Origin of the sequence: Enterobacter sp. PGRG2, from assembly GCF_030291195.1 — a bacterium.
Classification (GTDB): domain Bacteria; phylum Pseudomonadota; class Gammaproteobacteria; order Enterobacterales; family Enterobacteriaceae; genus Enterobacter_D.
Genome location: NZ_CP127837.1, coordinates 4,210,301 through 4,231,347 on the forward strand (window position 1 = coordinate 4,210,301; position 21,047 = coordinate 4,231,347).

Annotated in this window: 19 protein-coding genes; 8 read left to right on the forward strand and 11 right to left on the reverse strand. The window is 57.6% G+C overall.

The genetic code is table 11. From position 1 onward, the window contains the following. On the forward strand, positions 1–1,995 hold the full coding sequence (gene tkt / locus QRD42_RS18760; protein ID WP_321987847.1) for a transketolase: 1,995 nt from the start codon (positions 1–3) through the stop codon (positions 1,993–1,995). On the opposite strand, the gene QRD42_RS18765 is transcribed toward tkt, so the two are convergent. Next, complete coding sequence (locus QRD42_RS18765; protein WP_321987848.1) at positions 1,985–3,028, reverse strand: DUF1176 domain-containing protein; 1,044 nt, start codon at positions 3,026–3,028, stop codon at positions 1,985–1,987. The genes tkt and QRD42_RS18765 overlap by 11 nt on opposite strands. Before the next feature lie 127 nt (positions 3,029–3,155). Next, complete coding sequence (nudK, locus tag QRD42_RS18770) at positions 3,156–3,725, reverse strand: GDP-mannose pyrophosphatase NudK (protein ID WP_412176398.1); 570 nt, start codon at positions 3,723–3,725, stop codon at positions 3,156–3,158. A gap of 165 nt (positions 3,726–3,890) precedes the next feature. Between nudK and acrD the strand changes: the two genes are divergently transcribed. Then, positions 3,891–7,001 carry a multidrug efflux RND transporter permease AcrD gene (gene acrD / locus QRD42_RS18775; RefSeq protein WP_072569290.1) on the forward strand — a complete coding sequence of 1,037 codons (3,111 nt, stop codon included), beginning with the start codon at positions 3,891–3,893 and terminating at the stop codon, positions 6,999–7,001. 108 nt (positions 7,002–7,109) lie between these two features. On the opposite strand, the gene ypfM is transcribed toward acrD, so the two are convergent. Further along, positions 7,110–7,169 carry a protein YpfM gene (gene ypfM / locus QRD42_RS18780; RefSeq protein ID WP_100181659.1) on the reverse strand — a complete coding sequence of 20 codons (60 nt, stop codon included), beginning with the start codon at positions 7,167–7,169 and terminating at the stop codon, positions 7,110–7,112. Positions 7,170–7,778: 609 nt separating this feature from the next. Here ypfM and QRD42_RS18785 point away from each other — a divergent pair. Genes QRD42_RS18785 through QRD42_RS18795 form a run of 3 tightly spaced genes read left to right on the forward strand, consistent with a single transcriptional unit; the run spans position 7,779 to position 9,482 of the window. After that, complete coding sequence (locus QRD42_RS18785; RefSeq protein WP_321988796.1) at positions 7,779–8,135, forward strand: ArsC family reductase; 357 nt, start codon at positions 7,779–7,781, stop codon at positions 8,133–8,135. A 3-nt stretch (positions 8,136–8,138) separates the two neighbouring features. Then, positions 8,139–9,266: a succinyl-diaminopimelate desuccinylase gene (gene dapE, locus QRD42_RS18790; protein ID WP_072569291.1), complete on the forward strand. Its 1,128-nt coding sequence runs from the start codon at positions 8,139–8,141 to the stop codon at positions 9,264–9,266. 27 nt (positions 9,267–9,293) lie between these two features. Then, positions 9,294–9,482, forward strand: coding sequence for a YpfN family protein (locus QRD42_RS18795; protein ID WP_072569292.1), 189 nt, complete (start codon positions 9,294–9,296; stop codon positions 9,480–9,482). 57 nt (positions 9,483–9,539) lie between these two features. Here QRD42_RS18795 and ypfH read toward each other — a convergent pair whose 3' ends face one another. From ypfH to dapA, 6 genes are all read right to left on the reverse strand, one after another. Next, positions 9,540–10,238: an esterase gene (ypfH, locus tag QRD42_RS18800; RefSeq protein WP_318362753.1), complete on the reverse strand. Its 699-nt coding sequence runs from the start codon at positions 10,236–10,238 to the stop codon at positions 9,540–9,542. Between the two features lie 77 nt (positions 10,239–10,315). Then, positions 10,316–12,304 (reverse strand): tRNA(Met) cytidine acetyltransferase TmcA, encoded by a 1,989-nt coding sequence (locus QRD42_RS18805; protein WP_321988797.1) that lies wholly within the window; start codon positions 12,302–12,304, stop codon positions 10,316–10,318. A gap of 43 nt (positions 12,305–12,347) precedes the next feature. Next, positions 12,348–13,211, reverse strand: a complete 864-nt coding sequence (locus QRD42_RS18810; RefSeq protein WP_072569295.1) for a neutral zinc metallopeptidase — start codon at positions 13,209–13,211, stop codon at positions 12,348–12,350. 128 nt (positions 13,212–13,339) lie between these two features. After that, positions 13,340–14,053 (reverse strand): phosphoribosylaminoimidazolesuccinocarboxamide synthase, encoded by a 714-nt coding sequence (gene purC, locus QRD42_RS18815; RefSeq protein WP_072569296.1) that lies wholly within the window; start codon positions 14,051–14,053, stop codon positions 13,340–13,342. 110 nt (positions 14,054–14,163) lie between these two features. Next, positions 14,164–15,198: an outer membrane protein assembly factor BamC gene (gene bamC, locus QRD42_RS18820; protein WP_072569297.1), complete on the reverse strand. Its 1,035-nt coding sequence runs from the start codon at positions 15,196–15,198 to the stop codon at positions 14,164–14,166. 16 nt (positions 15,199–15,214) lie between these two features. Next, positions 15,215–16,093, reverse strand: coding sequence for a 4-hydroxy-tetrahydrodipicolinate synthase (gene dapA / locus QRD42_RS18825; RefSeq protein WP_318374843.1), 879 nt, complete (start codon positions 16,091–16,093; stop codon positions 15,215–15,217). Between the two features lie 145 nt (positions 16,094–16,238). Between dapA and QRD42_RS18830 the strand changes: the two genes are divergently transcribed. Together QRD42_RS18830 and bcp are read left to right on the forward strand one after the other, a co-directional pair. After that, positions 16,239–16,811: a glycine cleavage system transcriptional repressor gene (locus QRD42_RS18830; protein WP_318362751.1), complete on the forward strand. Its 573-nt coding sequence runs from the start codon at positions 16,239–16,241 to the stop codon at positions 16,809–16,811. After that, the gene (gene bcp / locus QRD42_RS18835; protein WP_072569300.1) at positions 16,811–17,281 is read left to right on the forward strand and encodes a thioredoxin-dependent thiol peroxidase; all 471 of its coding nucleotides are present in this window, start codon (positions 16,811–16,813) and stop codon (positions 17,279–17,281) included. The genes QRD42_RS18830 and bcp overlap by 1 nt, the downstream gene beginning before the upstream one ends. Positions 17,282–17,363: 82 nt before the next feature. Here the strand turns inward: bcp and QRD42_RS18840 are convergent, their stop codons facing one another. Beyond that, positions 17,364–18,425, reverse strand: coding sequence for an AI-2E family transporter (locus tag QRD42_RS18840; RefSeq protein ID WP_321987849.1), 1,062 nt, complete (start codon positions 18,423–18,425; stop codon positions 17,364–17,366). A 220-nt stretch (positions 18,426–18,645) separates the two neighbouring features. Here QRD42_RS18840 and bepA point away from each other — a divergent pair, with 220 nt between their 5' ends. Continuing rightward, complete coding sequence (bepA, locus tag QRD42_RS18845; RefSeq protein ID WP_318362749.1) at positions 18,646–20,109, forward strand: beta-barrel assembly-enhancing protease; 1,464 nt, start codon at positions 18,646–18,648, stop codon at positions 20,107–20,109. Here bepA and QRD42_RS18850 read toward each other — a convergent pair whose 3' ends face one another. Next, positions 20,110–20,952 carry an XRE family transcriptional regulator gene (locus QRD42_RS18850; RefSeq protein WP_321987850.1) on the reverse strand — a complete coding sequence of 281 codons (843 nt, stop codon included), beginning with the start codon at positions 20,950–20,952 and terminating at the stop codon, positions 20,110–20,112. Positions 20,953–21,047: the final 95 nt, after the last annotated feature.

Consider the following 21,047-nt stretch of genomic DNA (forward strand, 5'->3'; position numbering starts at 1 on the left):
ATGTCCCGTAAAGAGCTTGCCAATGCTATCCGCGCCCTGAGTATGGACGCGGTGCAAAAATCCAATTCCGGGCACCCCGGTGCACCGATGGGCATGGCCGATATTGCGGAGGTGCTGTGGAACGACTTCCTCAAGCACAACCCGACGGATCCGACCTGGTACGATCGCGACCGCTTTATTTTGTCGAACGGTCACGCCTCAATGCTGCTGTACAGCCTGCTGCACCTCTCCGGCTACGATCTGCCGATTGAGGAACTGAAAAACTTCCGTCAGCTGCACTCTAAAACGCCGGGCCACCCGGAAATCGGCTATACGCCGGGCGTGGAAACCACTACGGGTCCACTGGGTCAGGGGCTGGCGAACGCCGTCGGTCTGGCGATTGCCGAGCGCACGCTGGCGGCGCAGTTTAACCAGCCGGGCCACGATATCGTCGATCACTTCACTTATGTGTTTATGGGCGATGGCTGCCTGATGGAAGGGATTTCTCACGAGGTCTGTTCGCTGGCGGGTACGCTGGGGCTGGGTAAGCTGATCGGCTTCTACGATCACAACGGCATCTCCATTGATGGCGAAACCGAAGGCTGGTTCACCGATGACACCGCGAAGCGTTTCGAAGCCTACCACTGGCATGTGGTGCATGAAATTGACGGTCACGATCCGGAAGCGCTGAAAAAAGCCATTCAGGAAGCGCAGAGCGTGACCGACAAGCCGTCGCTGATCATCTGCCGTACGGTGATCGGTTATGGCTCGCCAAACAAAGCGGGCAAAGAAGAATCTCACGGCGCGGCGCTGGGGGAAGAAGAAGTCGCCCTCACCCGCCAGAAACTGGGCTGGAAACATGCGGCCTTTGAGATCCCGAAAGAGATCTATCGCGCATGGGACGCCCGCGAACGCGGCGAGAAAGCCCAGCAGGCGTGGAACGAAAAATACGCCGCTTATGAAAAAGCGCACCCGGAGCTGGCGGCTGAATTTACCCGCCGCATGAGCGGCGGCCTGCCGGAAAACTGGGAGCAGTTAACTCAGCAGTACATCGAAAAACTGCAGGCGGAGCCTGCGAAAATCGCCAGCCGTAAGGCTTCGCAGAATGCCCTCAACCAGTATGGCCCGGCGCTGCCGGAACTGCTGGGCGGCTCGGCGGATCTGGCGCCCAGTAACCTGACCATCTGGTCCGGCTCGACCTCGCTGAAAGAAGATCCTGCCGGGAACTACATCCACTACGGCGTACGTGAATTCGGTATGACCGCCATCGCCAACGGTATCGCCCATCACGGCGGCTTTGTGCCTTATACCGCCACCTTCCTGATGTTCGTGGAGTATGCGCGTAATGCGGCGCGTATGGCGGCGCTGATGAAGGCGCGGCAGATCATGGTCTATACCCATGACTCCATCGGTCTGGGGGAAGATGGTCCGACGCACCAGGCGGTGGAACAGCTCGCCAGCCTGCGTCTGACGCCAAACTTCAGCACCTGGCGTCCGTGCGATCAGGTGGAAGCGGCGGTGGGCTGGAAGCTGGCCATTGAGCGCCATAACGGCCCGACGGCGCTGATCCTCTCCCGTCAGAACCTGACGCAGATGGAGCGTACCCCGGAACAGGTGAAAGCCATCTCCCGCGGCGGCTATATTTTGCAGGATTCCGACGGTACGCCGGACATCATCCTTATCGCCACCGGCTCCGAGGTGGAGATCACCGTCAATGCCGCCGCGAAGCTGCGTGAAGAAGGCCATAAGGTACGCGTGGTGTCGCTGCCGTCTACCGATATTTTCGATGCGCAGGATGAGGAGTACCACGAGGCGGTGCTGCCGTCAGACGTCAGCGCCCGCGTGGCGGTGGAAGCGGGTATCGCCGACTACTGGTATAAATACGTCGGCCTGAAAGGGGCGATTGTCGGCATGACCGGCTACGGTGAATCCGCACCGGCGGATAAGCTGTTCCCGTACTTTGGCTTTACCGTCGACAACGTGGTGGCGAAAGCGAAGAAAGTGCTTAACGTGTGATCCACAGGGTGGGCCAGGCATCTGGCCCATGCCAGTTATCACAGCTTGGCTCTTCCGCATAGCGCACCAGACGAAAACGCTGGCCGTCAAACCGCCAGCGGGTCTGAATACCACAATCAGTCAGCCCGCGACCTTTGGCCAGGGTGGTCAGTTCGCGGGTTTTCGTATCAAATCCCACGTTCATCATTTCCATATCGTTATCCCCGCTGGCGGGCGTGAACGGCAGGCGTAGCTTCACCATGCGCGATGCATAAGGCTTTTCACGGGATACCAGCCAGGCGAGATCCACCGTGTTGTAGGCCCCGGCTTCACAGCCAATCATCAGCAGCGCTTTATCATCCGTTAACGCGGTCACCCGCACTTCCCGGCGCGCCGGATCGAGGGAACACTGGGTATTGCCCATCCGCCAGTTGCCATAATCCAGCAGGTCGTCCAGCTCTTCCCGGGTGAGCGGCGTGGGCGTCGGATTAACCCGCGCGACGCCTTTCAGCGCAGGCGCAGGCGGCACGCTGAGCGGCGGGCTACTGCCTTTGTTGATCCACGCGGTTTCACTGCCGACGCGCTTTTGCTGGGCATCGATAAACAGCAGCGCGGCCTTTAATCCCACCAGCGAAATCATCCCCTCGCCGTTTTGCAGGGTGATGGTTTGCGCCTCCTGAATGGTCTGCAAAAAGTCGCTGATGGTGGCGGCATGGCCGGTGATCAGGCGCTGAGGCGTAACGCTCCAGTTGGGGGAGGTCAGCGGCAGAGGTTTGCCGTCCAGTAACAGCCGGGGGGCAATGGGGGCGATGCGGGCAGCGGGCTCGTCCAGGCCGCCCATTTCGATACGCAGGGTGGCGTCGGTTTTCGCGCCGGCGCTGCGGGCCAGCGTCATCACCAGCCCGTGATGCTCGCCTGTGTTACGCGCCACGCAAAAGTTCTGGTTGTTACAGGTCACCTGCCAGTCGGAGTAGCGCTGCTGGGCAGGCGCCGCCCACGATGAAAACGCCGTAAACAGGCCGAGAAAAAACAGTATCAGAACGCGATAACGCATGGACAGCACAACCCCGGAAGAAAATACGCTTAATTAAACGCGCGTATGATCTTCATTCGGAGGTTGATGCTCAATCAGAATTATCGGATAGATTTATTTAAAATACATCTTATTAACCTGATTAAAATCAAGCCATTAGTCCGGACGCCTGTAAATATTGCAGTAATATCACCGTCTTACCGTCACGAATTTCGCCCCGCTGTACCATGGCAAGCGCTTCGGCAAAGGGGATTTCCAGCACTTCAATATCTTCATCTTCCACGCCGCCACCCGCATTGGCGCGCTGGGCTTCACTGTATTCGGCGATAAAGAAATGCACGATTTCCGTGACGCCGCCGGGGGACATGTACAGCTCGAACACTTTGCGCACCTCGCCGACTGCATAGCCGGTTTCTTCGATGGCTTCTTTACGGATACACACTTCCGGCTCGTCATCGTCCAGCAGACCGGCGCAGGCTTCAATCAGCCGTCCGTCCGGATTACCGTTCACAAAGCTGGCGACGCGGAACTGGCGGATCAGCACCACGCTCTGTTTTTCCCGGCTGTAGAGCAGAATGGTCGCCCCGTTGCCGCGATCGTACACTTCCCGTTTGTGACGAATAACCTCGCCGTTTTTCCGCGTTAAGTCGTAGGTGATATTGCGCAGCACGAAGTAGTTTTCTGAAAGGATTTTGTCTTTGATGATTTCAATATTCATCGGTAATACGACTCCACGACACATAGCAGGATCATGATGATACGTCGTGACGACGGTAATTTACACTTTCTCCTTTTTTTCTCCACGTTTAGTCGCCCTGATGCCGCTAAAGTGAAGCGAGCAATGTAAAATAATGAAGTACAGCAAAAAGAGGTCCTGTTTCTGATGGCGAATTTCTTTATAGATCGCCCCATTTTTGCCTGGGTGTTAGCCATTATTCTCTGCCTGACCGGCGCCCTGGCCATTTTTTCATTACCCGTTGAGCAATATCCCGATCTCGCCCCGCCTAATGTGCGGGTCACCGCCAACTATCCCGGCGCGTCGGCGCAGACGCTGGAAAACACCGTCACCCAGGTGATCGAGCAGAACATGACCGGTCTCGATAACCTGATGTATATGTCGTCGCAGAGCAGCGGCACCGGCCAGGCGTCCATCACCCTGAGCTTTAAAGCCGGTACCGATCCGGACGAGGCGGTGCAGCAGGTGCAAAACCAGTTGCAGTCCGCGATGCGCAAACTGCCGCAGGCGGTGCAGAATCAGGGGGTGACGGTACGTAAAACCGGCGATACCAACATCCTGACCATCGCCTTTGTCTCCACCGACGGCTCCATGGATAAGCAAGATATTGCCGATTATGTCGCCAGTAATATTCAGGAGCCGCTGAGCCGCGTAAACGGCGTCGGTGATATTGACGCCTATGGTTCGCAGTATTCGATGCGTATCTGGCTCGATCCGGCGAAGCTCAACAGCTTCCAGCTCACCGCCACCGACGTGACGGACGCCATTAAATCCCAGAACGCGCAGATCGCCGTCGGCCAGCTGGGCGGCACACCGTCGGTAGATGACCAGGCGCTGAACGCCACCATTAATGCCCAGTCGCTGCTGCAAACCCCCGAGCAGTTTCGCGCCATCACCCTGCGCGTGAACCAGGATGGCTCAGAGGTGAAGCTGGGGGACGTGGCCACCGTCGAAATGGGCGCGGAGAAGTATGACAACCTCAGCCGCTTTAACGGGAAGGCCGCCTCCGGGCTGGGGGTGAAACTGGCCTCCGGCGCCAACGAGATGGAAACCTCGAAGCTGGTGATCGACCGCCTCAACGAACTGGCGCCCTTTTTCCCGCATGGCCTCGAATATAAAGTCGCCTACGAAACCACCTCCTTTGTGAAAGCCTCGATTATCGACGTGGTGAAAACCCTTATCGAAGCCATCGCGCTGGTCTTCCTGGTGATGTATCTGTTTTTACAGAATTTCCGCGCCACCCTGATCCCGACCATCGCCGTGCCTGTGGTGCTGCTCGGCACCTTTGCGGTGCTTTACGCCTTCGGCTACAGCATTAACACCCTGACCATGTTTGCCATGGTGCTGGCCATCGGTCTGCTGGTGGATGACGCCATTGTGGTGGTGGAGAACGTCGAGCGCATCATGACGGAGGAAGGCCTGTCGCCCCGCGAGGCGACACGCAAATCCATGGGGCAGATTCAGGGTGCGCTGGTGGGTATCGCGATGGTGCTGTCGGCGGTGTTCGTGCCGATGGCCTTTTTCGGCGGCACCACAGGAGCTATTTACCGGCAGTTCTCCATTACTATCGTCGCCGCCATGGTGCTGTCGGTACTGGTGGCGATGATCCTCACCCCGGCGCTGTGCGCCACCATGCTTAAACCGCTGCATAAAGGCGAGCAGCACGGTCAGAGAGGGTTCTTTGGCTGGTTTAACCGCATGTTTAACCGCAACGCCGCACGCTATGAGTCCGGCGTGGCGAAGATCCTGCACCGCAGCCTGCGCTGGATGGTGGTTTATGTCCTGCTGCTGGGGGGCATGGTGTTTCTGTTTTTACGCCTGCCGACTTCGTTTTTACCCCAGGAAGATCGCGGCATGTTCACCACCTCGGTACAGCTGCCGAGCGGCGCCACCCAGCAGCAGACGCTGAAAGTGGTGCAGAAAATCGAAGACTATTTCTTCACCCATGAGAAAGATACCGTCACTTCGGTATTTGCCACCGTCGGCTCCGGCCCTGGCGGTAACGGGCAGAACGTGGCGCGGATGTTTGTGCGCCTGAAAGACTGGGAAGAGCGGGACAGCGAAACCGGCACCTCTTTCGCCATTATCGAACGCGCCACCAAAGCGTTCAGCCGCATTAATGAAGCGCGGGTATTCGCCAGCAGCCCGCCCGCGATCAGCGGACTGGGCAGCTCGGCGGGTTTTGATATGGAACTACAGGATCACGCCGGAGCCGGACACGATGCGCTGATGGCCGCCCGCGACCAGCTTATGACGCTGGCGGGGGATAATAAGCAGCTTACCCGCGTAAGGCACAACGGGCTGGACGACAGTCCGCAGTTACAGATTGATATCGATCAGCGCAAAGCGCAGGCGCTGGGCGTCTCCATTGATGACATTAACGACACGCTGCAAACGGCGTGGGGCTCCAGCTATGTGAATGACTTTATGGATCGCGGCCGCGTGAAAAAGGTTTATGTGCAGGCCGCCGCCAAATATCGCATGCTGCCGGACGACATCAACCTGTGGTACGTGCGCAATAAAAACGGCAGCATGGTGCCCTTCTCCGCCTTCGCCAGTTCGCGCTGGGAGACGGGTTCGCCACGACTGGAGCGCTATAACGGCTATTCAGCGGTGGAGATCGTCGGCGAGGCTGCGCCGGGCGTCAGTACCGGCACCGCAATGGACATTATGGAAAACCTGGTGAAACAGCTGCCGGGCGGCTTTGGCCTGGAGTGGACGGCGATGTCATATCAGGAACGGCTCTCGGGCGCGCAGGCACCGGCGCTGTACGCCATTTCGCTGCTGGTGGTGTTCCTCTGCCTGGCAGCGCTGTACGAAAGCTGGTCGGTGCCCTTCTCGGTAATGCTGGTGGTGCCGCTGGGGGTGATAGGCGCGCTGCTCGCCACCTGGATGCGCGGGCTGGAAAACGACGTTTACTTCCAGGTGGGGCTGTTGACGGTCATTGGCCTGTCGGCGAAGAACGCCATTCTGATCGTGGAATTTGCCAATGAGATGAACGCCAGAGGCCAGGATCTGCTCTCCGCCACGCTTTACGCCTGCCGTCAGCGTCTGCGCCCGATCCTGATGACCTCGCTGGCGTTTATTTTCGGCGTGCTGCCGATGGCGACCAGTACCGGCGCAGGCTCCGGCAGCCAGCATGCGGTGGGCACCGGGGTGATGGGCGGGATGATTTCCGCCACTGTGCTGGCCATCTTCTTTGTACCGCTGTTCTTCGTGCTGGTGCGTCAGCGCTTCCCGCTGAAAGACGGTCAGTAAGTTTGAACAAATAAAAAAGGCGACCCGTCAGGTCGCCTTTTGCTTTGTGATATTTTTCACAATTTTTTATGGTTTCAGTGCTTCTTGCTTTACGTCTTGTTCCGGAAATTATTTACGAAGCATGCCTTCGATAAAGTCTTTCCAGTTCCCCAGTTCATGTTCAATCATAACAACCTCTGTAATTATTATGGCTATTCTACGAAAACAAAACGGTGTTGTGAAGATATTTTAAGCGATTGCTACGATTGTTATCCCCGCCACTTCTTTTGCCTGAATTAACTATGCCCGGTATCGCATTATATTTTTGTGATACATAGCAATATTCTGAAACGAACGATAGAAACGTTTCGCTCACGTGACGGCGGTCATAAAACTGCACAAAACCGCTCAAGTTTTGCCTCGCCTGCCTCTCCGCCGCCCGGATCCTGCGAATGCAAAAAATTATCATCCACAGCAATATTAAGATTTCTTAATATATAATTTCATGATGTATGATTCGCAGCAATATCACTTTCAGGCGCAGTATTTTTGTTATTAATGCGCATGCAAAAAAGATGATATTTTATTCATAAATAGATACCCTGCTATTAATAAGCCAGTGTAGAGAGAAATAATAATAACGCGTAAAATTAGCCCGCTAATGACAGCCATTATTCAAAATAATTGACAGCCAAAGGCAAATTTACCCAAACTCATTCATGAATGTTATACAATGAGTGGTTTCAGGATCACAAAAACGACACAGGACTGGACATGACCGCTTCCGCGCAACAGGCCATCATCACGCTGTATGGCATAAAAAACTGCGACACCGTCAAAAAAGCCCGCCGCTGGCTGGACGATCAGCAGATTGATTACCGCTTCCATGATTACCGCTCTGACGGCCTGGATCTGCCTTTATTACGTACCTTCGTTGACGAACTGGGCTGGGAAGCGCTGCTGAATATCCGCGGCACCACCTGGCGCAGGCTGGACGAAGCACAGCGCGCGGGTATCACCACTGCCGATGCGGCCATGGCGCTGATGCTTGAAATGCCGGCAATTATTAAACGCCCATTGCTCTGCGCGCCCGGTAAGCCTATGCTGCTGGGTTTCACTGGATCCAGTTACGAGCTGTATTTTAACGAGGTGTAGTCTATGTCATGCCCGGTCATTGAGCTGACGCAACAGCTTATTCGCCGCCCTTCCCTGAGCCCCGATGATGCGGGATGCCAGGCGTTAATGATTGAGCGTCTGCGCGCGATCGGTTTTACCATTGAAACCATGGATTTTGGCGACACGCAAAACTTCTGGGCCTGGCGCGGTCAGGGCGAGACGCTGGCTTTCGCCGGTCATACCGATGTGGTTCCTGCCGGGGACGCCGATCGCTGGATCAATCCGCCCTTTGAACCGACGATCCGCGATGGCATGCTGTTCGGACGCGGCGCGGCGGATATGAAAGGATCGCTGGCTGCAATGGTGGTGGCCGCTGAACGTTTTGTGGCCCAGCATCCCAATCATAAAGGCCGCCTGGCGTTTCTGATCACCTCCGATGAAGAAGCCAGCGCCACCAACGGCACGGTAAAGGTCGTGGAAACCTTAATGGCGCGTAATGAGCGTCTTGATTACTGTCTGGTGGGCGAGCCGTCCAGTACTGAAGTGGTGGGCGATGTGGTCAAGAATGGCCGTCGCGGCTCCCTGACCTGCAACCTGACCATTCATGGCGTGCAGGGGCATGTGGCCTATCCGCATCTGGCGGATAACCCGGTGCACCGCGCCGCGCCGATGATCGACGAACTGGTCAACATTGAGTGGGATCAGGGCAACGAATTCTTCCCGGCCACCAGCATGCAGATCGCCAATATTCAGGCCGGTACCGGCAGCAATAACGTTATCCCCGGCGATCTCTTTGTGCAGTTCAACTTCCGCTTCAGCACCGAACTGACGGACGAGATGATCAAATCCCGCGTGATGGCGCTGCTGGAGAAACACCAGTTGCGTTATACCATCGACTGGTGGCTCTCCGGTCAGCCGTTCCTGACCGACAGCGGTAAGCTGGTGGATGCGGTAGTGAAGGCGATTGCGCACTATAATGAGATCAAACCGCAGCTGTTAACCACGGGTGGCACGTCCGACGGACGCTTCATTGCCCGCATGGGCGCGCAGGTGGTGGAGCTGGGACCGGTGAATGCGACAATTCATAAAATCAATGAATGTGTTAACGCCGCCGATCTGCAACTGCTCGCCCGCATGTACCAGCGTATTATGGTGCAGCTCGTCGCCTGATAAGCATTACTGAATGAGGATAAGCGCATGGACTGGCTGGCAAAGTACTGGTGGATTTTAGTGTTGGTGTTCCTGGTCGGCGTACTGCTGAATGTGATCAAAGATCTCAAGCGCGTTGACCATAAGAAGTTTCTCGCCAATAAACCCGATCTCCCCCCGCATCGTGATTTTAACGATAAGTGGGACGACGAAGACGACTGGCCGAAAAAGAAATAAGCCGGTTGTTGAAGGTAACGCCCGGCAGCGCGAGCTTGCCGGGCCTGAAGAGAGTGCTTACATAAACTCGACGATATCGTCGTCGTTCGGTTTACCACCGCTCAGCGCTTCATCAAAATAGTGCTTCGGCACGGTAAAACGCAGGTGATCCAGCGCCAGTTGCAGGCTGCGATCGTCAATGGCGTGTCCCAGCCCGTCCACAATATCCAGCGTCACATCCCCTCCCGCTGCTAAAAGCGCTTCCTGCGCCGCAACCGCATGAGACAGATTAATCACCGGATCGTCCCCGCCGTGGATCAGATGCAGCGTGAGATCGCGATTCACGCGGGTCGGCAGACTGGCGTAGCGTCCGTTGAAAGCAATGACCCTTGAAGCCAGGTGCGGCTGCGCTTTCACGCTCTCCAGCGACATGATCGCGCCCTGCGAAAAGCCCACCAGCGCGGTCGCCTGCGGACCAAGGCCGCTTTGTTGCTGCCAGTAACGCACGGTATCGACAAACACCGGCATGATGGCGTCGACACGCGCCTGACGGTTCTCTTCCGTCACGTCCTGCACGGAAAACCACTGGCGCGCCGGTGCCGGACCGCAGGCTTCAGCGCCGCCGATGCTGACGATCAGCGCCTCCGGAAATACCGGCGCGAACAGGCTGGCGACCTGTGCCATAGAAACCGGGTTATCGCCGACGCCATGAAAAAACAGCAGCAGTTGTCTGGCCGGGGTCTGCGGGGCTTGTACAACAAAGTGGTCGTGTTTCATGACGGTCTCCTTAAGGCAATACCCTAAGTGTACGCCCTGCGGCCATAATGACCATGCCGGATGACTGAATGAGTCAGTTAAAAAAATTGCAGAGACGTAATGTGATCTTTCAGGGCGTTGCTGCGCGAGGCGTCCAGGCTTGCCAGCGCCGCGGCGGTTTGCTGCCGTTGCGCCGCAAGCAGCGCTTTGCGTCCGTGAAGATGCAACCGCACGCAGATTTGCGTCTCATCCAGCCCCGCCGCTAACTGCGCGCGCAGGGCCTCCAGCGGCAGGTCGCAGGCGATAAGCAGCCGCTGCAACGCGCCGGTCGATGCCGACAGCGGGCGATGGGCAAAGGCGAATCCCGCCAGTTCCTGCCAGTCGGCATCGCTCAGCCCCTGGTCAGCGGCTGGCGGCAGATCCAGCGCCTCATCGCGCCAGGGAGCAAGCCAGGGGAGATCCCGCGCCAGCCGCCGCTGTTCAGCCGCCACCAGCGCTCTGCCGCTGTCGGTGAGGGGCAAGAGCGCCATCGCCGTGTAACAGCCGCTGCTGGCTTCTCGATAGCTGCCCGCGCGCACCAGCTTAAATCCGGCGCGCTGCCAGAAGCGCCACAGCTCGCGGGTATAGCCAAAGCTGACCGACAGATAATCGCAGCCATCACTCTGGTCAAGCGCACGGGCGATCAGCGCCTGGCCGATGCCTTCCCGCTGGCGGTAAGGATGCACGGCGATGCGGCTGATGCGCTGGCCTTTAAAGGTGGCTGCCAGTGGATCGCCGCCGTGCGCCGCCAGCGACTGCGCCACCAGATTGCCGCGCGGACGGCGAAATCCGGCCCACACCGCCTGGCTTAACGCCGGGGAGAGACCGCCCTCCTCCACCAGCCACAGCGCCGCCACCGGCAAGGAAGCCGTGCGCGCCTGCCAGAAGCGCTGGCCGGGCGCATCCATCATACGGCGTAAATCCAGCGGCGAAGTGCGGTAATGGGCGCTGGCCAGCAGGCGATAAAGCGCGGCTGGCTGCGCGGGATCCTGCTGCCAGCTTGTCTGTCCCAGCGGTGCGATCTGATAATCGCCCTCCGGCACACGGGTTAAGGTGTCATCCTCAAACAGCAATACCCGGCTGATAAAGGCCTCCAGCGGGCAGCCTGCGGCCCAGCGCAGCGGCTTGCTGAGGGTTTCATGATGCAAACCTGGAAAGCCCGCGCAGAACTTGAGCAAAAAGCCCTGCCCGGTGCCTTCATAGCCCTGTACCGTGGTGGTGAGCAGCACGTGAGGAAATCCGGCGACCAGTTGATGCAGCAGCGGGCCGGGAATGGCGGCGGCTTCATCGACGATCAGCCAGCGGGCGTGCGGCGCATCGCCTTCCGCCAGCCGTTGCGCCAGCGCGTCCGGGGCCATGAAGGTGAAACGGTCCCCGGCATAGTGCGCCATGACGTCCGTCGCCGCCCGCGTTGGCGCAGTCACGATGGCGTCACCGGCGAGCCGGGCGAGATGCATACCCGCCAGCGCTGATTTACCGCGTCCGCGCGGGGCGGTGACGACGGTAACGGCGGGTGGTTGCGCGGCGAGGCGTTCAAGGATCGCCGCCTGTTCCCGCTCAGGCGCGCCCGTCGCGGGATGCCATGGCGGGCGACGGGAAAAATCGGGCGATGGCAAAGCATGACGCTGCTGCCAGATCAGCACCTCGCTGTCTTCTTCCAGGGTGCGGCAGAAGTGGCGGATAAAATTTGGCGTCGGGATGGGGTCGCGGGTATCGCTCCAGCGGGTGGCGTCGGCATCGGGCGTAGCGGCCCAGTCTGCCAGCGGCGGTGTCAGTAATACCAGCCAACTACCGGCGGTCAGCGTGCCGCTGAGCGCGGCAAAGGCCGCCACGTCAAAAGCGTCGCGGGCATCAAAAATGGCATGGGTGAATTCCCGGCCCAGCAGCCGCTGAAAAGCGCGCGGACTGCTGGCTTGAGGTACATCGGGGCTATCGCTGATCCACAGCACCTCATCGCCCTGTTCGCGGGCAAAGCGCTGCGCCTGTTCAACACACCATGCGCTTTCCCCGGCGATCACCAGCAGGCGGCGAATACCTTCGCGCGCCATGTTTTGTGTCAGTGCGGTTAAGTTCACACGTCAACGCCGGGCATTACAGGCGGTTGCCGAAGGTATTGCATTGTTTCATGTCGCCGCTGTCGAAACCGCGCTTAAACCAGGTATAACGCTGCTCAGACGTACCGTGAGTGAAGCTGTCCGGCACCACGTGCCCCTGACTTTGCTGTTGCAGACGGTCGTCGCCAATAGCTTCGGCGGCGTTCAGCGCTTCCTGCAAATCGCCCGCTTCCAGCACGCCCTGCTGCTGCATACTGTGTCCCCAGACCCCGGCATAACAGTCGGCCTGTAACTCCATCAGCACCGACAGCTGGCGCGCCTGCGACGGGGTGGAGTTTTGCTGGAGCTGGCGCACTTTCGGCTCAGTGCCGAGCAGTTTCTGCACGTGGTGACCCACTTCATGAGCGATCACATAGCCCTGCGCGAAGTCACCCGCCGCGCCGAGTTTGTTTTTCATTTCATCGTAGAAAGAGAGATCGATATAGACCTTGCTGTCCGCCGGACAGTAGAACGGCCCCATCACGGACTGACCGGTGCCGCAGCCGGTGGTGGTCTGGTTGCGATACATGACCAGTACCGGTTGCTGATAAGTTTCGCCCATTTTCTGGAAGATTTGTCCCCAGGTTTCTTCGGTGGTGGCGAAGATCACTGAGGTGAATTTTGCGGCTTCGTTTTCCTGCGGCCCGGTGGCCCGCGGCGCGCTTTGCTGCGTGGCTGGCTGTCCGGTCAGCAAACCGGTGAGATCCACGCCGTAGTAGCCTGCGACGACCACCACCAGTAGCAGGATGATCCCGCCCTTGCCTGCCGGTAAGCGTATGCCCCGCCCGCCCATCATCGGGCCGCCGGATTCGTTACGCCTGTCTTCGACATTATTACTTTCCCGTCGCCCTTGCCAACGCATAACCACCTCTGATTTATTCTGGAATTATTCTTAGATCGTAGGCGTTTACAGGCAGGATTTCCATAAGAAAGACGGCACAGAACGCCAGAGGCAGGCAAGTGCCTCTGGCATAACGATGTTGCGGAAGATCAGTCGAGTTTTACGCCGAGACGGTGAGCCACCGCTTCATAGGCTTCGATCAGCCCACCCAGGCTCTGGCGGAAACGGTCTTTGTCCATTTTATCCAGGGTTTCTTTGTCCCACAGGCGGCTGCCGTCCGGGGAGAATTCATCCCCCAGCACCACTTCGCCTTTGTACAGGCCGAACTCCAGTTTGAAATCGACGAGGATCAGACCCGCATCGTCAAACAGCTTAAACAGCACGTCGTTGGCTTTGTAGGTCAGCTCTTTCATACGCGCGAGGTTTTCTTTATTCACCCAGCCGAAGGTTTCGCAGTAGGATTCGTTGACCATAGGATCGTGCATGGCATCGTTCTTCAGGAACATATCAAACAGCGGCGGGTTCAGTTCGATACCCTCTTCAATGCCCAGACGCTTAACCAGCGACCCTGCGGCGCGGTTACGTACCACGCACTCTACCGGCACCATATCGAGCTTTTTAACCAGGCATTCGGTATCAGAGAGCAGCGCTTCCATCTGAGTGGGGATGCCCGCCTCTTCCAGTTTGCTCATAATGAAATGGTTGAATTTGTTATTCACCATGCCTTTACGGTCGAACTGTTCAATGCGCGCGCCGTCCCCTGCTGACGTATCATTGCGGAATTCGAGCACCAACAGGTCCGGGTTATCCGTGCTGTAAACGGTTTTCGCTTTGCCACGATACAACTCAGCTTTCTTTTGCATCTTTGTTACTCCAGGTATGATGATTTAGAGACTAAATTCTGCTTTCCGGCCCGACGCAAACGTGTGCGTCAATGGCGATAAAAAAGGCCGGACAACTCCGGCCTTCTTTTTTACTTGCTGAATGCGGCCTGGAATACGGCTACCAGGGCGTCATTCTGGGACTGCGTCAGCGTATGACCTTTCGGATCGATGAACTGCAGGCTGCTGCGGTTATCGAGATCGCCTACCTGCAACTTATAGTCGCCGGATGACAGGCCCGGATCGCGCGCGCCAAGTTCCTGCCAGTCGCTGTCGGACAGCGGCTTGTAGGTCACCGCCACGCTGCCCGTTGAACGGGTGCTGTCGGTCACTTTCATGCCCACTTTTTCCAGCACGCCCGGCAGACGTTGCCATACGGTGTTGAACGGACCGCGCACCACCAGCATCGGCAGACCGGTGTCATCGGCAGCGCTCTGCACGTCCAGCGTGGCGTCCGTACGGCTCTGCGAGGCGTTAGACGCTGCGGTGGCGTTTTTATCAAGACCTGCGGAGATGACGTTCAGCATTTCGGTGCTGTAGCGTTGCAGCGACGCGATGTCGGCAACCGGTTTACCCGCCTGCTCCAGATTCACCAGCTTCACCATCACCGCCTGCTGATAGCCCTGCTGTTTAACCGAGATTTGATAACGGCCGCGGTATTGCTGGTCTTCATCCAGACGGTTCCAGTCCACCCAACCGGTGGTCAGCGACTGGCTGGCGTCGTCACGTTTCTCAATGGCGTAGTTATTCGCCTGAAGTATGCTAACTACCTGTGACCAGACGTTATTGTTACGGCCGTTTTCCACCAGCAGCGTGGCGGTGTCGCCGGTGAACTGGGTACGGGTACCCGTCGCCAGCGCCAGCGGCTGTGCAGGGGGACGAATGTCCAGCGCCTTACCGACAGCGCCGCTGCCGTTGGTCACCGGGACGTGGTAGTCGCCATTTTCTACCGGCAGGATCATGCCGGCAGGCGCGTGAAGTTCAGCAAGCGGCGCGGCATCCAGATAGGATTCATCACCACTCACCTGGCGCTTGTATCGCGAGTCCGAATTACAGGCGGCGAGTAACATCACCAGCGAAACACCCGCAACCTTCGCCAGGCGCGACTTCTGTACTGAATAAGCCATCAAATCTCCCTAAACTTTACAGCAAACCGGCATGCTTGAGCGCCGCGGCAACGACTTCACGACCGTGGTCGGTGATCGGCGTCATCGGCAGGCGCAGCGTATCGGTCGCTACAAGCCCCAGTTCCTTACATGCCCATTTGACCGGGACAGGATTGGGTTCGACAAATAGTTTGTTATGTAATGGCATCAGACGCTGGTTGATTACGCGCGCTTCGCGGTAATGCCCCTCAGCTGCCAGCCTGCACATTTCAGCCATATCACGTGCTGCCACGTTTGTTGTCACGGAAATCACGCCGTGACCACCGAGCTGCATAAAGTCCAGCGCGGTCGCATCATCGCCGCTCAGCAGAATAAAGTCATCTGAAACCAGCTCTTTGATCTGGTGAACGCGACTTAAGTTCCCGGTCGCCTCTTTAATTGCGACAATATTTTTAACTTTCGAGAGGCGTCCTACGGTTTCAGGCAGCATATCGCAACCGGTACGCGAAGGCACATTATACAGGATTTGCGGCAGGTCAGTATGTTCAGCGATGGCTTTGAAGTGCTGGAACAGCCCTTCCTGCGTAGGACGGTTGTAGTACGGGGTCACCGTCAGGCAGCCGACAATGCCGCTGTCGTTAAAACGCTGCGTCAGGCTGATGGCCTCGGCGGTGGCGTTTGCACCGGTACCGGCGATCACCGGGATGCGCCCGTCAGCCAGGTCCAGCGTCATCATCACCACGTCGCCATGTTCATCGTGGCTCAGCGTGGCGGACTCACCGGTGGTTCCTACCGAGACGATCGCTGAGGTTCCGTTAGCGACGTGATAATCAATCAGTTTCTTCAGGCTTGACCGGCAGATATTACCTTTTTCATCCATCGGCGTGATAAGCGCGACAATACTTCCCGTGAACATGGGCCATCCTCTGTGCAAACAAGAGCCTCAATGGTACGTTTGGAACTGTAATAAAAGCAAGCGACGAGAGGCCTTCAGGCGGTTGTATGGAGGTTTTTTTTATGCTTTCCTTAGGATTACCTCACCGCTTACAGGAAGAACAGGTTTGACACCGTCATCACAACATTATCTGGTAATCACAGCGCTTGGTGTCGACAGGCCTGGTATTGTGAACACGATCACCCGTCACGTGAGCAGCTGCGGCTGTAATATTGAAGACAGCCGGCTGGCCATGCTGGGTGAGGAATTTACCTTTATTATGCTGCTTTCCGGCTCGTGGAATGCGATTACCCTGATTGAATCCACCCTCCCCTTAAAGGGCGCCGAGCTGGATTTGCTGATCGTGATGAAGCGCACCACCGCGCGCCCCGGTACGGCGATGCCCGCCACCGTCTGGGTTCAGGTCGATGTGCCTGATTCGCCGCATCTTATCGAAAGGTTCACCGCCCTGTTCGACGCGCACAATATGAATATTGCGGAGCTGGTTTCCCGCACGCAGCCCGCCCAGGGCGATGCTGCCGCGCAGCTCTTTATCCAGATCACCGCCCACAGTCCCGCTTCGCAGAATGCCTCAATTATCGAGCAAGCGTTCAAAGCACTATGTACAGAACTGAACGCACAAGGCAGTATTAATGTCGTCAACTATTCTCAAACTGATGAACATGATGGAGTGAAGTAATGAATCCACTGAAAGCCGGTGATCCTGCACCGACATTTAGCTTGTCGGATCAAGATGGCGAACAAGTTAATTTGGCCGACTTCCAGGGACAGCGCGTTCTGGTCTACTTCTATCCGAAGGCAATGACCCCCGGCTGTACCGTTCAGGCTTGCGGCTTACGCGATAACATGGACGATCTGAAAAAAGCGGGCGTGGAAGTGCTGGGGATCAGCACCGACAAACCGGAAAAACTGTCCCGCTTCGCCGAAAAAGAGTTGCTGAACTTTACGCTGCTCTCAGACGAAGATCATAAGGTCTGCGAGGCCTTTGGCGTCTGGGGTGAGAAGTCATTCATGGGGAAAACTTACGACGGTATTCACCGTATCAGTTTTCTGATCGATGCCAACGGCGTCGTTGAACATGTATTTGACGATTTTAAGACCAGCAATCACCACGATATCGTGCTGAACTGGATTAAAACTCATAGCTGATTATTTGCCCGGCGGCGCTTGCCGGGCCTGCAGGTCGCAACGACTACAGGCCGGGTGAGGCGTCTGCCGTCACCCGGCAATATTACTCTTCGACTGCGGGCACATCCGGCCACGCATGCACCACCGCTTTGATTAACGTCGCCAGCGGAATGGCGAAGAACACGCCCCAGAATCCCCACAGCCCGCCAAAAATCACCACCGACAGGATGATCACCAGCGGATGTAAGTTCACCGCTTCCGAGAACAGCACCGGCACCAGCAGGTTGCCGTCCAGCCCCTGAATGATGAGATAGACCGCGAAGCAGCTCCAAAACTCGGTGCCAAGCCCAAACTGGAACAGCGCCACGCCGATCACCGGAATGGTCACCACAAACGCGCCGATATAAGGGATCAGCACCGAGAATCCCACCAGCACCGCCAGCAGCAGCGAATAATTCAGGCCGAACAGGATAAAGCCCAGCCAGGTGGCGACGCCGACAACGACCATCTCCAGCACTTTGCCGCGAATATAGTTAGTGATTTGCTGGTTCATCTCGATCCAGACCTGCCCCGCCAGCCCGCGGTTGCGCGGCAGTACGCGGCGCACGGCATTGAGCATCTGCTCTTTATCTTTCACAAGGAAGAAGACCATCAGCGGCACCAGCACCAGATACACCGCCAGCGTCAGCAGCCCCACCAGCGAGGCCAGCGAATATTTCACCACCGAGTCGCCCAGCGTCAGCATGCGGGTGCGCATGTTTTCCGCCATCGCGTCGATGATGCCCGCATCCATCAGCGCCGGATAACGACGGGGTAGCGTGGCGGCGTAGTCGGATAATTTATTGAGCATACCCGGCATATCGCGGATGAGGTTGATCCCCTGCTGCCAGGCTATCGGCATCACCACCAGCGCCATCAGCAGCAGAATACCGACAAACAGCACTAATACGATGCTTGCGGCCCAGCGTCGTGAGCAGCCAATGTGCTCAAGGCGGGCGGTCGGCCATTCCAGCAGGTAGGCCAGCACTATCGCCACCAGCAGGGGCGCTAATAAGCCGCTAAAAAAGAAGAGGATGGTAAAGCCCGCGACCAAAATGACCAGCAGCGCAATCGCCTCCGGATCGCTGAAGCGACGGCGATACCACTGCATTAACATTTCGAGCATATAATTCTTTCCCTGGAGAGTCTTCGTCAAAACGACGTGGTGCGATTGTAGCGAAATGACACTAAAAAGACTTCGCTTTTTGTCGCTGGAACAGGAAACTATGCCCCGGCTTGCTAAGATAATCCTGATGCCCGCTGTGCTGTTTTGCACCTTTTGCGATCATGGAACGATAACGGGTATTGCAGGTCAAACGGTCAAACCCAGATAAAGGATTGAGGTTATGTTCAGGCAGTTTAAAAAGACCCTTGCCGCCACGTTGATTGCGGCGCTGACGCTAAGCCCCGCCGCTCCGGCGCTGGCCGATTCCGCGGACAGCTTACCGGATATGGGCACCTCCGCAGGAAGCACATTATCTATTGGTCAGGAAATGCAGATGGGCGACTATTATGTCCGCCAGCTGCGCGGCAGCGCGCCGCTCATCAGCGATCCTTTGCTGGTGCAGTACATTAATTCCCTGGGGTTGCGTCTGGTTTCCCACGCTAACTCGGTGAAAACGCCCTTTCATTTTTACCTGATCAATAACGACGAAATTAACGCCTTCGCCTTCTTTGGCGGCAACGTGGTGCTGCATTCGGCGCTGTTCCGCTATGCCGATAACGAAAGCCAGCTGGCCTCGGTGATGGCGCACGAAATTTCTCACGTTACCCAGCGCCACCTGGCGCGGGCAATGGAAGATCAGAAAAACAGCGCGCCCCTGACCTGGGCTGGCGCATTAGGCTCAATTCTGCTGGCGATGGCCAGCCCGCAGGCGGGAATGGCGGCGCTGACCGGTACGCTCGCCGGTACCCGCCAGGGCATGATCAGCTTTACCCAGCAAAACGAGCAGGAAGCGGATCGCATCGGTATTCAGGTATTGCAACGCGCAGGTTTCGATCCGCAGGCGATGCCGGGGTTCCTGGAAAAACTGCTCGATCAGGCTCGCTACTCCTCCCGCCCGCCGGAGATCCTGCTGACGCACCCCTTACCGGAAAGCCGTCTCTCGGACGCCCGCAACCGCGCCAACCAGATGCCAGCGGTGGTGGCGCAATCGTCGGAAGATTTTTACCTGGCGAAAGCCCGCGCCCTGGGAATGTATAATTCCGGCCGCAATCAGCTGACCGGCGAGCAGCTGGATAGCTGGTCGAAAGGCAACGTGCGTGAACAGCGTGCGGCCCAATATGGCCGGGCACTCCAGGCAATGGAGGCCGGCAAATTCGCCGAGGCCAGCCAGGCGCTGCAATCCTTATTGCGCGAAGATCCGGGTAACGTCTGGTATCTGGATCTTGCCACCGACATTGACCTCGGACAGAAGAAAAACAGCGACGCCATTAATCGCCTGAAAAACGCCCGTGAGATCAAAACCAGTCCGGTGTTGCAACTGAACCTCGCGAACGCCTATATGCAGTCGGGCCAGCCTGCCGAAGCCGCAGCCATTCTCAATCGTTATACCTTTACCAATAAGGACGACATTAACGGCTGGGATCTGCTGGCGCAGGCGGAAGCGGCGCAGGGACACCGCGATCAGGAACTGGCGGCGCGGGCGGAAACCCAGGCGTTACAGGGAAAACTCGATCAGGCCATTTCCCTGCTGGGCAGCGCCAGCGCGCAGGTTAAGCTCGGCAGTCTGCAACAGGCGCGCTATGACGCCCGTATCGATCAGCTGCGCCAGATGCAGGAACGCTTTAAGCCCTACACCAAAATGTGATCACCCTTCCCGCCGCAGCGCCTGTAAAAAAGCCTGCGGCGTCGCGCCCCCCAGCTTTTTCTGCGCCTTGTTGTTATAGCTTTCACACAGCCGCGCCAGCAGCCCGGCGGCTGGCTCTGCTTTCAGTTGTGGAATGATCTCAACCAATGGCGTCGTCACCGCCAGGGTGACGGGCCTGACATCCTGTATTTCTGCCGTTATACCCTTTTCCGCCAGAAGCGCCGGTAGCCCGGCAAGGGCGGCAGGTGAGATAAAAGTCTCAACAGATTGTATAGCAGCCGGACAGGCTGCCAGTCCCTCCTCCAGCCAGTTAACCACCCGTTGCGACGAGATGCCCGCATACAGCCGGGCGAAGCACCAGCCGCTCACCGGCTCCCGCGCCCACAGCAGATGATGCTCGCCGTTATCGTCCATGGATAACGCCAGCGGCAGGTGGTGCAGCGTCAGCCAGTGCGGCAGCAGCCCGGCTTTCAGCGCTTTTTTACCGCTCAGCGGCGCGCCCTGTCGTGCGGTTTTTGCAGGTTTCAGATAGCGGTTCAGGGTGGCGCGGGAGACGGCAATGCCCAGCCCGTCGTTCACCAGCTGCAACAGCTCATCCAGCGGTGCGAGGGTGAGATCCCGCAGTGCATTGACCAGCGCGATCTGCTCTTGTCTCATCGCTTTGTGTATCACTTTCGGCGTGGTATGCCGGTCGGCGACCTGTTCGCGGTTGCGCCAGCGTCTGACGGTGGTCACCGAAATTCCCAGCTCGCTCGCCAGCTCGCGGTCGCTTTTATCGGACTGTTGCAGATAGCGCCGGACGCGCGGCGTGGTAGTGGCATTAGCGTGCAGTTTGATTTCCATCCCCGGCTCCCGGATCAAATTCTTATGACCAATCTTATGAGATTTATATCAGAAACGCCGGACATTGTGACCCGTTTCACCTTTCCGTCGCCGCG

What these genes read in the sequence shown, in the direction of transcription:
- tkt (WP_321987847.1), top strand. Translation starts at nt 1, where the DNA reads ATGTCCCGTAAAGAGCTTGCCAATGCTATCCGCGCCCTGAGTATGGAC.
- QRD42_RS18765 (WP_321987848.1), bottom strand. Translation starts at nt 3,028, where the DNA reads ATGCGTTATCGCGTTCTGATACTGTTTTTTCTCGGCCTGTTTACGGCG.
- nudK (WP_412176398.1), bottom strand. Translation starts at nt 3,725, where the DNA reads ATGAATATTGAAATCATCAAAGACAAAATCCTTTCAGAAAACTACTTC.
- acrD (WP_072569290.1), top strand. Translation starts at nt 3,891, where the DNA reads ATGGCGAATTTCTTTATAGATCGCCCCATTTTTGCCTGGGTGTTAGCC.
- dapE (WP_072569291.1), top strand. Translation starts at nt 8,139, where the DNA reads ATGTCATGCCCGGTCATTGAGCTGACGCAACAGCTTATTCGCCGCCCT.
- QRD42_RS18795 (WP_072569292.1), top strand. Translation starts at nt 9,294, where the DNA reads ATGGACTGGCTGGCAAAGTACTGGTGGATTTTAGTGTTGGTGTTCCTG.
- ypfH (WP_318362753.1), bottom strand. Translation starts at nt 10,238, where the DNA reads ATGAAACACGACCACTTTGTTGTACAAGCCCCGCAGACCCCGGCCAGA.
- QRD42_RS18805 (WP_321988797.1), bottom strand. Translation starts at nt 12,304, where the DNA reads ATGGCGCGCGAAGGTATTCGCCGCCTGCTGGTGATCGCCGGGGAAAGC.
- QRD42_RS18810 (WP_072569295.1), bottom strand. Translation starts at nt 13,211, where the DNA reads ATGCGTTGGCAAGGGCGACGGGAAAGTAATAATGTCGAAGACAGGCGT.
- purC (WP_072569296.1), bottom strand. Translation starts at nt 14,053, where the DNA reads ATGCAAAAGAAAGCTGAGTTGTATCGTGGCAAAGCGAAAACCGTTTAC.
- bamC (WP_072569297.1), bottom strand. Translation starts at nt 15,198, where the DNA reads ATGGCTTATTCAGTACAGAAGTCGCGCCTGGCGAAGGTTGCGGGTGTT.
- dapA (WP_318374843.1), bottom strand. Translation starts at nt 16,093, where the DNA reads ATGTTCACGGGAAGTATTGTCGCGCTTATCACGCCGATGGATGAAAAA.
- bcp (WP_072569300.1), top strand. Translation starts at nt 16,811, where the DNA reads ATGAATCCACTGAAAGCCGGTGATCCTGCACCGACATTTAGCTTGTCG.
- QRD42_RS18840 (WP_321987849.1), bottom strand. Translation starts at nt 18,425, where the DNA reads ATGCTCGAAATGTTAATGCAGTGGTATCGCCGTCGCTTCAGCGATCCG.
- bepA (WP_318362749.1), top strand. Translation starts at nt 18,646, where the DNA reads ATGTTCAGGCAGTTTAAAAAGACCCTTGCCGCCACGTTGATTGCGGCG.
- QRD42_RS18850 (WP_321987850.1), bottom strand. Translation starts at nt 20,952, where the DNA reads ATGGAAATCAAACTGCACGCTAATGCCACTACCACGCCGCGCGTCCGG.